Raw genomic sequence first — 14,178 nt, 5'->3', positions numbered from 1 at the left:
GCACGTCACCGTTATCCACGCAGGGCGTGGACCCACCGGAATGCCGGCCAGCGGCCGGCACTACCGGAGGCGGGTCATTCGGCGTAGATCATCTTCCGGGTCATGCCGCCGTCGACGATGAAATCCTGGCCGGTGCTGAAGCCGGACAGCGAGGACAGCAGGTACACCGCCAGCGCACCGATGTCCTCGGGGCGGCCGACACGACCGACCGGGTGCTGTGCGTGGTCAATGGCCGAGTACGCGGGTGCGTGACGGCGCGAGGGCGCCTGCCACGCCGTCGTACCGATCCAGCCGGGGCTGATGCAGTTGACCCGCACCGCCGGGCCGGCACTGATCGCCAGCGCATGGGTGAAGGCGACCAGCCCGCCCTTGGCTGCGGCGTAGGCTTCGCTGTGCGCTTCGGACTGCCAGGCCCGGGTGGAGGCGATGTTGATGATCGCGCCCGCAGCGTTCGCCGACAGCGCCGGCAGCGCGTGCTTGCTGCACAGGAAGGCACCGTGCAGCGACGACAGGCGGCGCTGCCATTCCTCCCAGTCCATGTCCTGCAGCAGCGTGCCGTGCGGTGCGGCGATGCCGGCATTGTTGACCAGTCCATCGATGCGGCCGAAACGCTGCAGCGCGGCCGCGACGAAACCGCGCACGCTGGCTTCGTCCATGATGTCCAGGCGCTGGAACGCGGCGTCATCGCCGCGCTGCCATTCGTCCAGGCAGGCCTGCCCTGCGTCCACGTCGAGGTCGCCGATCAGCACGCGGCCGCCTGCACCGAGCACGGACTGGGCAATGCCACGGCCGATGCCGTTGGCGCCGCCGGTGACCAGCACCACCTTGCCCGACAGCGGCGCGGCCGGCCATGGGGCAATCGATGGCACCGTGTTCACGTCAGGTCCTCGCCACGCAGGCGGCGGTGCCAGCCGTCCACGCCGATGCGGTCGAGGGTCTGGATGTTGCGCTCGACGATCACGTCCGGGTCCGGATAGACGTCCACCGCGCGCGCCACGCTGTCTTCGCGCAGCAGGTGCAGGGTGGGGAATGGGGAGCGGTTGGTGTAGTTGCTGGCATCGTCCGCCGCCACGCCTTCGAACTGGTAGTCCGGGTGGAAGCTGGCCACCTGCAGGATGCCCTGCAGGTCCAGCGCCTCGATGGCCGCGTCGGCGTTGTCGAGGAAATCGTTGTAGTCGAGGAAGTCGGTCAGCACCTGCGGGTGCACGATCAGCGTGGTATCGATCTGCTCGGCCGGCGTATCGCGCAGCAGCACCAGCTCCTCGGCCAGCTGCTCAACCAGCGCTTCGGGCGTGGTCGCATCGCTGAGCACGATGCGGACCTGCTCCTTCACATACACCGCCTTGGCGAACGGGCACAGGTTCAGGCCGATGACGATGCGCTCCAGCCACAGGCGGGTAGCGGCGATCGGGTCATCGGTGGGCAGGGGGGAATCGGTCATGGCGGGCACGTCGGCTGGCGGGGCCGCCCATTGTAGGCGTGTGCCGCCACGCGCCGTTCACTGTGCAGGAACTGGACAGCGGCGATGCTGGAAATCCCCGCCACGTCAATCCCTTGCAGGCCACCGGCGGATGGCGGATTGCCTGCCGACGGCGGTGGGCGTGGAATGGACGCACGACACAGGAGGACACCCATGACTGCAACTTCCCCGTGGCTGCCGGATGCGCTCTGGTCCGGCACCTTCTTTGATGGCCGTTGGCAGGCCGCCGTGCAGCGGCAGCCGGTGATCGAGCCGGCCACCGGCCGGGCGCTCGGCGAGATCGGCCTGGCCGACCCGGCGCAGGTCGCGCGTTCGGCAGCCGCTGCGGCGCAGGCCCAGCAGGCCTGGGCCGCGGCTCCCTATGAGCAGCGCGCACAGGTGCTGCGCACCGCCGCGCGGCTGGCCGAGGAGAATATCGACACCCTGGTGGAATGGCTGGTCCGCGAAAGCGGATCGACCCGCCTGAAGGCCGGCTTCGAGGCCAAGGTGACCGTCAAGGCGCTGCACGAGGCCGCCGCATTGCCGTCGCGCAGTGTCGGCGAGATCCTGCCCTCCGAACCCGGCCGGCTGAACCTGGCGCGGCGTCGCCCGCTGGGCGTGGTCGGCGTCATTTCACCGTTCAATTTTCCACTGTATCTGGCGATGCGCGCGGTGGCCCCGGCGATCGCGCTGGGCAATGCGGTGGTGCTCAAGCCGGACCCACGCACGGCGGTATGTGGTGGCGCGGTGATTGCCCGCCTGTTCGAGCAGGCCGGCTTGCCCGCGGGCGTCCTGCACGTGCTGCCGGGTGACGGCGCCGCCGGCGCCGCACTGACCAGCGATCCGAACGTGGCGATGATCCAGTTCACCGGCTCCACCGCGGCCGGGCGCAAGGTCGGAGAAGCCGCAGGCCGGCACCTGAAGAAGGTTTCGCTGGAGCTGGGCGGCAAGAATTCGCTGATCATTCTTGATGACGCCGATCTCGAGCTGGCGGTGGCCAATACGGCATGGGGCGTCTACCTGCACCAGGGACAGATCTGCATGGCCACCGGCCGCGTGCTGGTGCACAGGAAGATCCATGATGCGTTCCTGCAGAAGCTGGTGGCCAAAGCGGCGTCGCTGAAGGTGGGGGATCCGGCGCGCGAAGACGTGGCGATCGGCCCGTTGATCAATGCCGGCCAGCGCGACCATGCCGTGCGCGTGGTCGAGCAGGCGGTGCAGGCCGGCGCTTCGCTGGAAGCCGGTGGCACGTACCACGATCTGTTTTTCGCACCGACCGTGCTCGGCAACGTCGACGCCGGCAATCCCGCGTTCAACGAAGAGATCTTCGCGCCGGTCGCCGTGGTGGTGCCGTTCGACGACGACGACCACGCCGTGCAGCTGGCAAACAACAGCGAGTACGGGCTGTCGATGGCCATCGTCTCCAGCGATGTCGGTCGCGCGCTGAAGCTGGGTGAGCGCCTGCGCACCGGCCTGCTGCACATCAACGACCAGACAGTGAACGACGAGGTGATCAATCCCTTCGGCGGCGTGGGTGCGTCCGGCAACGGCACCAGCATCGGCGGCCCGGCCAACGGGGAAGAATTCACCCAGTGGCAGTGGTTGACCGTCAAGGGCGAAGCGCCCGCCTATCCGATCTGATCCAGGAGGACCCACGCATGAACAACGACGCTGCATCCCGTGAGATCACCGCTGCCGTTGTGCGCGGCAAGGAACAGCCCTTCGTCATCGAGCAGGCCACGCTGCGTGGCGTGCAGGATGACGAAGTACGGGTGAAAGTGGTGGCCGCCGGCCTGTGCCACACCGACCTGATCGTGCGCGACCAGTACTACCCGGTGCCATTGCCGGCTGTGCTCGGCCACGAAGGTGCCGGCATCGTCGAAGCGGTCGGGCCCAACGTCAAGGCGCTGCAGGTGGGTGACCACGTAGTGCTGACCTATGGTGCCTGCGGCCACTGCAATCCCTGCCGCGGCGGTCACGGCGCCTACTGCCGGGACTTCTTCGCATTGAATTTCGGTGGCGACGATGGCCACGGCCATACCGCGATCACCGATGCGCGCGGCCAGCCGCTGCACGACCACTTCTTTGCACAGTCCTCGTTCGCCACCTATGCGCTGGCGCGCGAGATCAACGCGATCAAGGTGCCCGACGATGCGCCACTGGAACTGCTCGGCCCGCTGGGCTGTGGCATCCAGACCGGCGCCGGTGCGGTGCTCAACGCACTGCAGGTACGGTCCGGCAGCAGCTTCGCCAGCTACGGTGCCGGTGCGGTCGGGCTGAGCGCGGTGATGGCGGCCAAGGTGGCCGGCGCCACCACCATCATCGCCATCGATGTGGTGCCCTCGCGCCTGGAACTGGCGCTGGAGCTGGGGGCCACGCACGTGGTCAACAGTCGCGAGACTGACGTGGTCGAGGCGGTGCGTGCGATCACCGGCGGCGGAGCCGACTATGCGCTGGAATCGACCGGGCGCCCGGAGGTGCTTTCAGCCGGGATCGAGGCGCTCGGCGGACGGGGCATGATGGGCGTGGTGGGTGCGCCGAAGCTGGGCACCGCTGCCAGCTTCGATGTCAACAACCTGCTGCTGGGGGGCCGCAGCATCCGTGGCATCGTCGAGGGCGACAGCGTGCCTCAGGTGTTCATTCCGCAGCTGGTGGCCCTGTTCCAGCAGGGACGCTTCCCGTTCGACAAACTGGTGAAGTTCTATCCGCTGGAACAGATCAACCAGGCCGCCGAAGACAGCACCCGTGGCATCACGCTGAAGCCGATCCTGCGCATCGCGGCATGAAACGATGCGTTGCCGCGGCGCCTGGTTCGCCGCGGCAACGCAGGTGTACCCTCGGTAGCCGTGGCCGCGTCGGCCACCGGCGGAGGGCGCAGGTGATGATGGCCACGACAGTCGGGCAACAGCAGGTGGTGGCGGCGCGTGCCGCCTTCGCCGAGGGCGATGCGCAGTCATTGAAGCTGTTGCCGTTGCCCCTGCAGCGGTCGTGGCAGCGCTCGCGTGCGGCCGGCCTGCAGCCGGGACAGGAGCCCTGCTATCCACCGCTGCTCGGTGACGGCCGCCACCTGTCCCATCCCGATGACCGGCGCCTGGCGGGCTGCGTGCGGCCCGAGCTCGAACAGCTGTGGGCCGCGTTCGGTGGGCGCGGCTGGACGATGTTCTGCGCCAACCGCGATGGCATGGTGATCGCGCAGCAGGCGCATGGCCTGGAAGACGCTCCCCTGCTGCGGCCGATCCAGGTCGGGCGGCGGCTCGGCGAGAGCGTGATCGGCACCACCGCACCGGCGGTCAGCCTGGCCGACGACCTGCCTGCGCTGGTGCGTGGCAACGAGCACTACCTGCAGCGTTTCGCCCCGGTGTTCTGCCTGAGTGAGCCGCTGCATGATCCCGATGGCCGGGTCTGCGGGGCGATCGACATTACCGGCCTGGGCGAGCGGGATCCGTCCTTGCTGCAGGGCTATTTCCGGCAGGCGGCGCTGGCCAGCGAGAATCGCCTGTTCGGTGCGCTGGCCGACGTCCACCTGCTGGCGGTGCAGCATGATCCGCGCTGGTTGCTGTCGCCGCTGCAGGGGCTGCTGGCAGTGCAGGAGGATGGCCAGCTGCGCGCGGCCAACCGCGTTGCGCGGCGCCTGCTGGGCCTGCCCAGGCGCGGGCCGTTGCCCTTGCTGGACCTGGGCGTGCTGTTTGCCGGCGCCAGTGCGGCACAGCGGCGCCGCCTGCTGCAACCCGGTGCACCGCATCGGGTCCGGCTGGGCGAGGGCAGTGCGGTCTACCTGCAGCATCTGCAGGGGCCGCGGTGCGCGGCGCGGCGCGGTACGCCGCGCCGTGCCAGCAACACCACCGGTACGCCACTGCTGCGTCAGCAGCAGCGCGAGGCGGCACGCCGCGCGGCGCAGGCCGCGGACGGCAATCTCAGCCTGGCTGCGCGCCAGCTGGGTATCTCGCGCACCACGCTGTACAAGCTGCTGCGCGATTGACGCGGGGATCGCCGGGCACGGCCCGGCGGATCGATCAGTCGCGGAAGTTGTTGAACTGCAGCGGCAGTTCGAACTTGCCGGCTTTCAGTACTGCGATGGCCTCCTGCAGATCGTCGCGCTTCTTGCCCTGCACGCGCAGCTTGTCGCCGTTGATCTGGCTTTCCACCTTCAGCTTGGCATCCTTCAGTGCAGCGGCGATCTTCTTGGCGATCTTCTGCTCGATGCCCTGCTTGACGGTGATCTTCTGCCGGGCCTGGGCCAGGTTGGTCTCGATGTCACCGAACTCCAGGCTGAGCACGTCGATGCCGCGCGCGGCCAGGCGTGCGCGCAGGATGTCGTTCATCTGCTTGAGCTGGAACTCGGTCGGCGCGGTCTGGTTGATCACATCGCCGTCGCGTTCGAACCGGGCATCCACGCCCTTGAAGTCGAAGCGGGTGCTCAGTTCGCGGTTGGCCTGGTCGATGGCGTTGGTCAGTTCGTGGGTGTCGACTTCGGACACGACGTCGAAGGAAGGCATGGGCGATGCTCCGCAGGATTCAGTGGCGACCATTCTATCGCGAGGGCCCGCATGCCCGTGTTCTGCAGAAGGCGACGACCGGGCGATAATGGGCCATGAACGTGCAACGCTCCCCTTCGCGCGCGGTGGCCTGGATGGTCGCTGCGGTCGCCTGTTTCTCGCTGATGGACGCTGGCATGAAGCAGCTGTCGGCCAGCTACCCCACCCTGGAAGTGACCTTCCTGCGCGGTGCGGCCTCGTTGCCGTTCGTGCTGGTGTGGGTGCTGGCCAGCGCGGGGCCGCGTTCGCTGGTGCCGCGCCGCTGGGGCCTGCACCTGCTGCGCGGGGCGCTGGGCATGGCGATGATCGGCTGCTTCGTGTTCGCCCTGCGCGACCTGCCGCTGTCCACCGCCTACACCATCTACTTCGTCGCCCCGCTGCTGATCGCCGCCTTGTCGGTGCCGCTGCTGGGCGAGCGGGTCGGGCCGCGGCGCTGGGTCGCCATCGGCATCGGCCTGGTCGGCGTGCTGGTGGTGCTGCGTCCGGGCGTGGACGGCTTCATTTCGGTGCCCGGCCTGATGGTGCTGGCGGCGGCCACCGCCTATGCCGTGGCGGCGATCACGGTCAGCCTGCTGACCCGCACCGATACCTCGCAGTCGATGGTGGTGTGGTTCCTGGTCATCATGGCCATCGGTGCCGGCCTGCTGTCCATTCCCGGCTGGGTGCCGCTGCAGCTGGCGCATGCGCCGCTGATCGCCGGCATGGGCCTGGCCGGGGCCCTGGGCCAGATCGCCCTGACCAAGGCGTTCCAGCTGGGCGAGGCCTCGATGATCGCGCCGCTGGAGTACAGCGGGCTGGTCTGGGTGATCGGCTGGGACCTGGCCTTCTGGGGCCAGCTGCCCGACGGCTATACCTGGGTGGGCGCCGCGATCATCGTCGCCTCCGGTCTGTACCTGCTGCACCGCGAGCGGGTGAACCGGCAGGAGCCGCCGAAGCCGCTGGATCATCCCTGAGCCGGTTGGGCCAGGGAATGCGGTCAGAGCCCCTGCGGGGATCCGACCCCGGGGTCGGATCCCGCAGGGGCTCTGACCCCGGCCTACGCGCCGGCGCGGGCGGCTTAGAACCAAAAGGAATAACATTCTGGCCCATGGCGCGGGCGCGCGACCGCCTGCGCTGGTAGGCTGCACGCCCCCTTCCGTCACCCAGCCGGTGAGCCACGCCCGTGATCGAGTTCCAGCGCCTGCACAAATCCTATGCCGTTGCCGGCCGCGAAGTCGGCGCGCTGCAACCGCTGGACCTGACCATCGAAGCCGGTGAGGTATTCGGCATCATCGGCCATTCCGGCGCCGGCAAATCGACCCTGATCCGCATGATCAACCGGCTGGAAGAACCCAGTGGCGGGCGGTTGCTGATCGGCGGCGAGGATGTCACCGCGCTGGACGCGGACGGCCTGCGCGCGCTGCGCCGGCGCATCGGCATGATCTTCCAGCACTTCAACCTGCTGTCCTCGCGCACCGTGGCCGGCAATGTCGCCTTCCCGCTGGAGCTGGCCGGGACGCCGAAGGCGGAGATCGATGCGCGCGTGGCCGAACTGCTGCAGACCGTCGGCCTGGAAGCGCATGCGCAGAAGTATCCGGCGCAGCTGTCCGGTGGCCAGAAGCAGCGCGTCGGCATCGCCCGTGCGCTGGCGACCCGCCCGCAGATCCTGCTGTGCGACGAGGCCACCAGTGCGCTCGACCCGCAGACCACTGCATCGGTGCTGTCGCTGCTGTCGAAGATCAACCGCGAGCTCGGCCTGACCATCGTGCTGATCACCCACGAGATGGATGTGATCCGCCGCGTCTGCGACCGCGTCGCCGTGCTCGATGCCGGCCAGATGGTCGAAACCGGACCGGTTACCCGCGTCTTCCTGCATCCGCAGCACCCGACCACGCGCCGGTTCGTCAGCGAGTCGGAGCATGTGGACGAAGGCGCGTTGCACCGCGATTTCGACGTGGTCGGCGGGCGCATCGTGCGCCTGACCTTCCTCGGCGGCGACACCTACGAACCCCTGCTCGGCAGCGTCGCGCGCCAGACCGGGGTCGACTACAACATCCTGTCCGGGCGTATCGACCGGATCAAGGACACCCCGTATGGCCAGCTGGTGGTCGCCCTGGTGGGCGGCGACCAGTCCGCCGCGCAGGCCGCGTTCGTGGCTGCCGGCGTGCATGTTGAGGAGCTGCGTCGATGATCATCGCCACTGCCGGTGGTTTCTTCCGCCATCTGGATGCGGGCAAGTGGGCCGACATCGGCCAGGCGACCCTCGACACCCTGCTGATGCTGCTTGGTTCGCTGCCGCTGACCCTGGCCATCGGCCTGCCGCTGGGCGTGCTGCTGTACCTGTTCGGCGCGCCGCAGATGAAGCGGCGTCCGTTCGCCTACGGTGCACTGGCGCTGGTGGTGAACCTGCTGCGCTCGGTGCCTTTCATCATCCTGATGATCGTGCTGATCCCGGTCACGCTGTTCCTGATGGGCACCTCGCTGGGCGTGCGCGGTGCGATCGTGCCGCTGGTCATTGGTGCCGCGCCGTTCTACGCGCGCCTGGTCGAGACCGCGCTGCGCGAAGTGGATCGTGGCGTGATCGAGGCGACCCAGGCGATGGGTGCCACCACCTGGCAGCTGGTCACCCGCGTGCTGCTGCCGGAAGCGCGCCCGGGCCTGATTGCCGGTGCGACGGTCACCACCGTGGCCCTGATCGGCTTCACCGCAATGGGCGGTGCGATCGGCTCGGGCGGCCTTGGCGACCTGGCGTTCCGCGATGGTTACCAGCGTTCGCACACCGACGTCGCCCTGGTCACCGTGGTCCTGCTGCTGGTGCTGGTGCAGGTGCTGCAGATGCTCGGCGACCGCCTGGTCGCGCATTACAGCCGCAGATAACAGAGTGCCGGGCGGCGCCCGGCATCGTTCGGGTAGCGCCGGCCGCTGGCCGGCAGCTTGCAGCCTGCAGCGGGTCGACAGGGTGCCTGTCATAGCGCCAGGCTCTGGAAGCCGCCACGCCCATCAGGGATCGATATCGCCAGACTGGGACTGGCAGCACATCGCGTTCCTTGGTATGTTCCGTAAGGCGTAATACGTTTGACGGAATGATCCGTTCATTCCGCTGCAAGCAGACCCGCGCCCTGTTTGAAGGAGCCTGCCCTCGCGCTTGGCGCCCGATACGACGCGCGGCTGAACGTAAACTCCAGCTGCTCGATTCGGCACAGACGCTGGCCTTCCTGCGCAGCCCGCCCGGGAATCGTCTTGAGGCGCTGTCAGGTGATCGGAGAGGACAATACAGCCTCCGTATCAATGATCAGTGGCGGCTCTGTTTCACCTGGACCGACAGCGGCGCCGATGCCGTGGAAATTGTTGACTATCACTGAGGTGCCCGCCATGAAGCGTCCCCACAACGGCATGCGCGCCATCCATCCTGGCGAGATCCTGCGCGAAGAGTTTCTGCTGCCCCTGTCGCTGAGCGTGAATGCGTTGGCGAAGGCGCTGGATGTTCCCGCAACGCGGCTGCACGCCATCGTCCACGGTCAGCGCAGCATCTCGGCGGACACGGCAGCGCGGTTGGCACGGCATTTCGGCGGGGATGCCGCTTCCTGGCTTGCGATGCAGGCGGCCTACGATCTCAAGACATTGCCAACACGCAGCGAGATCGAACGCCGCGTGCAGCCTCGGGCGGCATGAATCCTGGACGCGCGGCCCCGGATCCGCGCCCACGATCCGGTCAACGCGCGTTCGGTACTTCGTAGCCCAGCTTGCCGACCTGCTCCGGGTGCTGCGGCACGCGCTTGAGCTTGTCGGTGTTTACCCCGTACTCGTCACGCAGGCGCTCGGCCAGCTCCTTGTACAGGGCTTTGTCCATGTCCGGCGTGCGCGAGAAGATCCAGGCCATCTCACGGCCCGGATAACCGATCAGCGCCCACGAGTAATCCGGGGCGACTTCCAGCACCCGCGAATGGGTGGGCACCACGCGGTAGAACCAGGTGCGCCAGCCGTGGTTGCCGCTGTCCGGGTCGACGCTGGCGCGCGCGCGCACTTCCTGCAGCGGTTCGCCGAAGCCATCGCGGTAACGGTAGGTGATGCCGACCTTGTGCGCGTCGCGCAGTTCGTACTCGTTGACGCTGGCCACGTGCCCGCGCTCGATGAAGTTCGGCACGCGGCCGATCACGTACCAGGTGCCCATGAAGCGCTTCAGGTCGATCGGTGCATCCGGATCGGCGGCGCGCGGGACGCTGGCACGGGGTGATGGCGGCTCACCGGCCGCCATGGCGGGACCCGCCAGGGACAGGGCCAGCAACACGGCGCAGAGCGGGCGGATCGAAGTCATGCGGGAGCGGGCTCAGGAGGGCTTTGCCTGAGCATGGTCGACTGAGCGTGCGCGATCCGTCAATGGTGTCGCAACCTGTGAGAAGGGGCTTGCCCAAGCTGTGTTGCATTGTCTACCGGAGAAGCCCCATGAACGCACGTTCCGTCCGTCGCCCTGCAACTGAACGCATTGTCGAACCCGCCGACCCGCGCCTGCTGCGTGGCGTGCGGCAGCTGGCCCTGGCCGGGCTGGCGCTGGTGCTGGTCTGGCCGGCGGCACGTGGCAACAGCACGTGGCTGGGCTGGCTGCCGATGTGGCTGGTGGGCATGCCGCTGGTGGCCTGGTGGGCGCTGCTGCGCTTTCCACTGCCGCGCCTGTCAGGGCTGCGGCTGGCGCGGCGTACCGGTGGACAGGCGCGGCGCAGGCCTGTTCCGGCCTCGCGTGGCCGGCGCAGCCCGGCCGCCACGGCCTGACCTTCGACACGGGGGAGGCCACGACATTCCGTGCTAGCGTTCCACGGCTTATGACTGCCTGGAGCTGCAATGTCACGACTCGCTTCCGCCTGCCTGCTGGCCGGCATGATGACCGCTGCCTCGGTGGGGACCGCCGTGGCCGCTGAAGACACCGATCGCTACGCCTGGCTGGAGGACGTCACCGGCGACAAGCCGCTGTCCTGGGTCAAGGAACAGAATGCCAAGTCCGAGGCGCGCCTGGCGCAGACCCCGGCCTTCAAGCAGATGGAGACCCGCATCCGCGAGGTGCTCGACTCCGATGCCAAGATTCCCGGCGTGCAGAAGATCGGTGACTACTACTACAACTTCTGGAAGGACCAGCAGCACGAGCGCGGCCTGTGGCGGCGCACCACCCTGGCCGAGTACCGCAAGGCCTCGCCGCAGTGGGAGACCGTGCTCGACCTGGATGCACTGAACAAGGCCGAGGGTGAGAACTGGGTCTGGCATGGCGCCGACTGCCTGCGCCCGGATTACAGCCGCTGCCTGATCGCGCTGTCGCGCGGCGGTGCCGACGCCGACGTGACCCGCGAGTTCGACCTGGCCAACAAGACCTGGATCAAGGACGGCTTCTTCCGTCCGGAGTCGAAGGGCGGCCTCAACTGGGTCGATCGCGACACCGTGTTCGTCTACACCGACTTCGGTGCCGGCTCGATGACCACCTCCGGCTACCCGCGCGTGGCCAAGCTGTGGAAGCGCGGCACGCCGATGGCCTCGGCCACCGTGGTGTATGAAGGCAAGCCGGAGGACATGTACATCGCGGCGATGCACGACGACACCCCGGGCTTCGAACGCAACCTGGTCAGCCGCACCCTGGCGTTCTACAACAACGAGATCTACCTGCGCGGCGACGACGGCACGCTGACCAAGATCGACGCGCCGAATTCGGCCGAGAAGGGCCTGCACAAGCAGTGGCTGACCCTGGAGCTGCGCGATCCGTGGACCGTGGGCGGCAAGACGTACGCGTCCGGTTCGCTGCTGGCGACGAAGCTGGATGACTTCCTGGCCGGCAAGCGCGAGTTCGACGTGCTGTTCACCCCGACCGCGACCACCTCGCTGGCCAGCGCCACCTGGACCAAGAACCACCTGGTGCTGAATGTGCTGGACGACGTCAAGAACCGCCTGTCGGTGCTGACCCCGGGCGCCAATGGCTGGCAGACCAGCCGCTTCGTGGGCGCGCCGGCCTTTGGCACGCTGGGCGTGGCGGCCGTGGACAGCAACGACAGCGATGCGGTGTGGCTGACTGCAACCGACTACCTGACCCCGACCACGCTGGCCCTGGCCGAGATCGGCCAGGCACCGGAAACGCTGAAGACCATGCCGGCCTTCTTCGATGCCAAGGGCAAGGTGATCGAGCAGCACTTCGCCACCAGCAAGGACGGCACCCGCGTGCCGTACTTCGTGGTGCACGACAGGGCGATGAAGCTCGATGGCTCCAATCCGACGTTGCTGTACGGCTACGGTGGCTTCGAGATCTCGCTGACCCCGAGCTATTCCGGTGGCATGGGCCGCGCCTGGCTGGAGAAGGGCGGTGTGTATGTGGTCGCCAACATCCGCGGCGGCGGCGAGTACGGCCCGCGCTGGCACCAGGCGGCGCTGAAGCAGAACCGTCACAAGGCCTATGAAGACATGGCTGCGGTGGCGCGGGACCTGGTCAAGCGCAAGATCACCAGCGCCAAGCACCTGGGCGTGCAGGGCGGCAGCAACGGTGGCCTGCTGACCGGCAACATGCTGACCCAGTACCCGGAGCTGTTCGGTGCGGTGGTGGTGCAGGTGCCGCTGCTGGACATGAAGCGCTACAGCCACCTGCTGGCCGGTGCCTCGTGGATGGCCGAGTACGGCAACCCGGATACCAGCGACTGGGAGTTCATCAAGACCTTCTCGCCGTACCACCTGTTCAACGCGAAGAAGAACTACCCGCCGGTGCTGTTCACCACCTCGACCCGTGACGACCGCGTGCACCCGGGCCACGCCCGCAAGATGGCCGCGAAGATGATCGACGCCGGCAAGGACGTGACCTACTACGAGAACATCGAAGGGGGCCACGGCGGCGCCGCCAACAACGCGCAGGCCGCGCACATGTCGGCGCTGGCCTACAGCTTCCTGTGGGAGCGGCTGGGCGGCAAGTAAGCAGAACGGAAAACGCCGCCCGAGGGCGGCGTTTTTCTTGCCGGTAGTGTAGGCCGCTGGCCGGCAACTGCATCATTCACGCATTCCGGGGTTGTACCAGCGGCGGCGGCACTACCGTCAACGTTATCCCTGCCAGCGCTTCAACCCGCGCGCGATACGCGCCACCGCCTCCTGCAACCGGGGTACTTCCTGCGTGTACGCCAGCCGCACGTGCTGGTTGGCGCGATGGAAGCCGAAATCCAGGCCCGGGGTGAACGCCACGTGCTCGGTTTCCAGGAAGTGGGCGCAGAACGCCTGCGCATCGTCGGTGAAGGCGCTGACGTCGGCGTACAGGTAGAACGCGCCCTGCGGCTCGACCTCGATACGGAAGCCCAGCTCACGCAGCGCGGGCAGCAGGAAGTCGCGACGCTGGCGGAACGCTTCGCGACGCTGCTCGAAGATCGCCATCGATTCTTCGCTGAAACACGCCAGCGCGGCGTGCTGGGCGATGCTGGAGGCGCTGATGTACAGGTTCTGCGCCAGCTTCTCCAGGTCCGGTACCGCTGCCGGGGGGGCCACCAGCCAGCCCAGCCGCCAGCCGGTCATGCCGAAGTACTTGGAGAAACTGTTCAGCACGAACGCGCTGTCGTCCACCTGCAGCACGCTGGGCGCATCCAGGCCGTAGGTCAGGCCGTGGTAGATCTCGTCGACCACCAGGTGGCCGCCCCGCGCGTGCAGGGCCTGCGACAGTGCCGCCAGTTCGTCGGCGGCAAGCACGGTGCCGGTGGGGTTGGTAGGCGAGGCGACCAGCGCGCCGACGCTGTCGGCGTTCCAGTGCTGTTCGACCAGGGAGGGGGTGAGCTGGTAGGCCGTGTCCGGGCCAACCGGCACCAGTTGCGCGCCGCCTTCCACCAGGCGCAGGAAATGACGGTTGCACGGATAACCGGGGTCGGCCAGCAGCCAGTGGCGCCCGGGGTCGACCAGCAGGCTGCTGGCCAGCAGCAGCGCACCGGAGCCGCCCGGAGTGACCAGGATGCGTTCAGGGTCGATGTCCAGCCCGTAGTGGCTGCGATAGAAGCCGCTGATCGCCTGGCGCAGCGCCGGCAGGCCGCGTGCAGCGGTGTAGCGGGTATGGTAGGCGGCCAATGCGGCCTGGCCGGCACGCACGACCGGTTCGGCCGTGGTGAAGTCCGGCTCGCCGATTTCCAGGTGGATCACATCGTGGCCGGCCTGTTCCAGCGCCTGCGCGCGGGCCAGCAGGGACATCACGTGGAACGGGGCGATTTCATGGCT

15 protein-coding genes are annotated in these 14,178 nt (G+C 68.1%); 10 read left to right on the top strand and 5 right to left on the bottom strand.

Features of this window, described 5'->3' with window-relative positions; all coding sequences use genetic code 11:
* Nucleotides 1–74: 74 nt before the first annotated feature.
* Both NSQ78_RS18655 and NSQ78_RS18650 read right to left on the bottom strand, forming a co-directional pair.
* Nucleotides 75–878, bottom strand: a complete 804-nt coding sequence (locus NSQ78_RS18655) for an SDR family oxidoreductase (protein WP_057495079.1) — start codon at nucleotides 876–878, stop codon at nucleotides 75–77.
* On the bottom strand, nucleotides 875–1,441 hold the full coding sequence (locus tag NSQ78_RS18650) for a DUF1415 domain-containing protein (protein WP_049464648.1): 567 nt from the start codon (nucleotides 1,439–1,441) through the stop codon (nucleotides 875–877). Before NSQ78_RS18650 ends, NSQ78_RS18655 begins: the two co-directional genes overlap by 4 nt.
* A gap of 192 nt (nucleotides 1,442–1,633) precedes the next feature.
* Between NSQ78_RS18650 and NSQ78_RS18645 the strand changes: the two genes are divergently transcribed.
* From NSQ78_RS18645 to NSQ78_RS18635, 3 genes are all read left to right on the top strand, one after another.
* Entirely contained in the window at nucleotides 1,634–3,100 is a 1,467-nt protein-coding gene (locus NSQ78_RS18645; protein WP_064239228.1) for a benzaldehyde dehydrogenase, read from the top strand.
* A gap of 17 nt (nucleotides 3,101–3,117) precedes the next feature.
* Complete coding sequence (locus tag NSQ78_RS18640) at nucleotides 3,118–4,245, top strand: NAD(P)-dependent alcohol dehydrogenase (protein ID WP_064239227.1); 1,128 nt, start codon at nucleotides 3,118–3,120, stop codon at nucleotides 4,243–4,245.
* Nucleotides 4,246–4,340: 95 nt separating this feature from the next.
* Nucleotides 4,341–5,438 carry a helix-turn-helix domain-containing protein gene (locus NSQ78_RS18635; protein WP_064239226.1) on the top strand — a complete coding sequence of 366 codons (1,098 nt, stop codon included), beginning with the start codon at nucleotides 4,341–4,343 and terminating at the stop codon, nucleotides 5,436–5,438.
* Between the two features lie 34 nt (nucleotides 5,439–5,472).
* On the opposite strand, the gene NSQ78_RS18630 is transcribed toward NSQ78_RS18635, so the two are convergent.
* Nucleotides 5,473–5,955: a YajQ family cyclic di-GMP-binding protein gene (locus NSQ78_RS18630; protein WP_049464641.1), complete on the bottom strand. Its 483-nt coding sequence runs from the start codon at nucleotides 5,953–5,955 to the stop codon at nucleotides 5,473–5,475.
* 95 nt (nucleotides 5,956–6,050) lie between these two features.
* Between NSQ78_RS18630 and NSQ78_RS18625 the strand changes: the two genes are divergently transcribed.
* The 5 genes from NSQ78_RS18625 to NSQ78_RS18605 all read left to right on the top strand — a co-directional run bounded on the left by NSQ78_RS18625 (nucleotide 6,051) and on the right by NSQ78_RS18605 (nucleotide 9,645).
* On the top strand, nucleotides 6,051–6,947 hold the full coding sequence (locus NSQ78_RS18625; RefSeq protein ID WP_014038546.1) for a DMT family transporter: 897 nt from the start codon (nucleotides 6,051–6,053) through the stop codon (nucleotides 6,945–6,947).
* A gap of 209 nt (nucleotides 6,948–7,156) precedes the next feature.
* Nucleotides 7,157–8,164 (top strand): methionine ABC transporter ATP-binding protein, encoded by a 1,008-nt coding sequence (locus tag NSQ78_RS18620; protein WP_064239225.1) that lies wholly within the window; start codon nucleotides 7,157–7,159, stop codon nucleotides 8,162–8,164.
* Nucleotides 8,161–8,850 (top strand): methionine ABC transporter permease, encoded by a 690-nt coding sequence (locus NSQ78_RS18615; protein WP_064239224.1) that lies wholly within the window; start codon nucleotides 8,161–8,163, stop codon nucleotides 8,848–8,850. Before NSQ78_RS18620 ends, NSQ78_RS18615 begins: the two co-directional genes overlap by 4 nt.
* 206 nt (nucleotides 8,851–9,056) lie before the next feature.
* A complete protein-coding gene (locus NSQ78_RS18610) occupies nucleotides 9,057–9,335 on the top strand; it encodes a type II toxin-antitoxin system RelE/ParE family toxin (protein WP_080355515.1) in 279 nt (92 codons plus the stop codon).
* A gap of 10 nt (nucleotides 9,336–9,345) precedes the next feature.
* Nucleotides 9,346–9,645 carry a HigA family addiction module antitoxin gene (locus tag NSQ78_RS18605; RefSeq protein ID WP_049439995.1) on the top strand — a complete coding sequence of 100 codons (300 nt, stop codon included), beginning with the start codon at nucleotides 9,346–9,348 and terminating at the stop codon, nucleotides 9,643–9,645.
* A 40-nt stretch (nucleotides 9,646–9,685) separates the two neighbouring features.
* Here the strand turns inward: NSQ78_RS18605 and NSQ78_RS18600 are convergent, their stop codons facing one another.
* The gene (locus tag NSQ78_RS18600) at nucleotides 9,686–10,288 is read right to left on the bottom strand and encodes a lipocalin family protein (protein WP_049464637.1); all 603 of its coding nucleotides are present in this window, start codon (nucleotides 10,286–10,288) and stop codon (nucleotides 9,686–9,688) included.
* 128 nt (nucleotides 10,289–10,416) lie between these two features.
* Between NSQ78_RS18600 and NSQ78_RS18595 the strand changes: the two genes are divergently transcribed.
* Nucleotides 10,417–10,740, top strand: a complete 324-nt coding sequence (locus NSQ78_RS18595; protein WP_064239223.1) for a hypothetical protein — start codon at nucleotides 10,417–10,419, stop codon at nucleotides 10,738–10,740.
* Nucleotides 10,741–10,809: 69 nt separating this feature from the next.
* Nucleotides 10,810–12,906: a prolyl oligopeptidase family serine peptidase gene (locus NSQ78_RS18590; protein WP_064239222.1), complete on the top strand. Its 2,097-nt coding sequence runs from the start codon at nucleotides 10,810–10,812 to the stop codon at nucleotides 12,904–12,906.
* A gap of 123 nt (nucleotides 12,907–13,029) precedes the next feature.
* Here the strand turns inward: NSQ78_RS18590 and NSQ78_RS18585 are convergent, their stop codons facing one another.
* Entirely contained in the window at nucleotides 13,030–14,151 is a 1,122-nt protein-coding gene (locus tag NSQ78_RS18585) for a pyridoxal phosphate-dependent aminotransferase (protein ID WP_339207110.1), read from the bottom strand.
* Between the last annotated feature and the right edge of the window lie 27 nt (nucleotides 14,152–14,178).

The sequence above is a fragment of the Stenotrophomonas sp. FSL W7-1447 genome, from assembly GCF_037966425.1.
GTDB classification, from domain to species: domain Bacteria; phylum Pseudomonadota; class Gammaproteobacteria; order Xanthomonadales; family Xanthomonadaceae; genus Stenotrophomonas; species Stenotrophomonas pavanii.
This window is presented reverse-complemented; position numbering and strand designations above follow the sequence as displayed.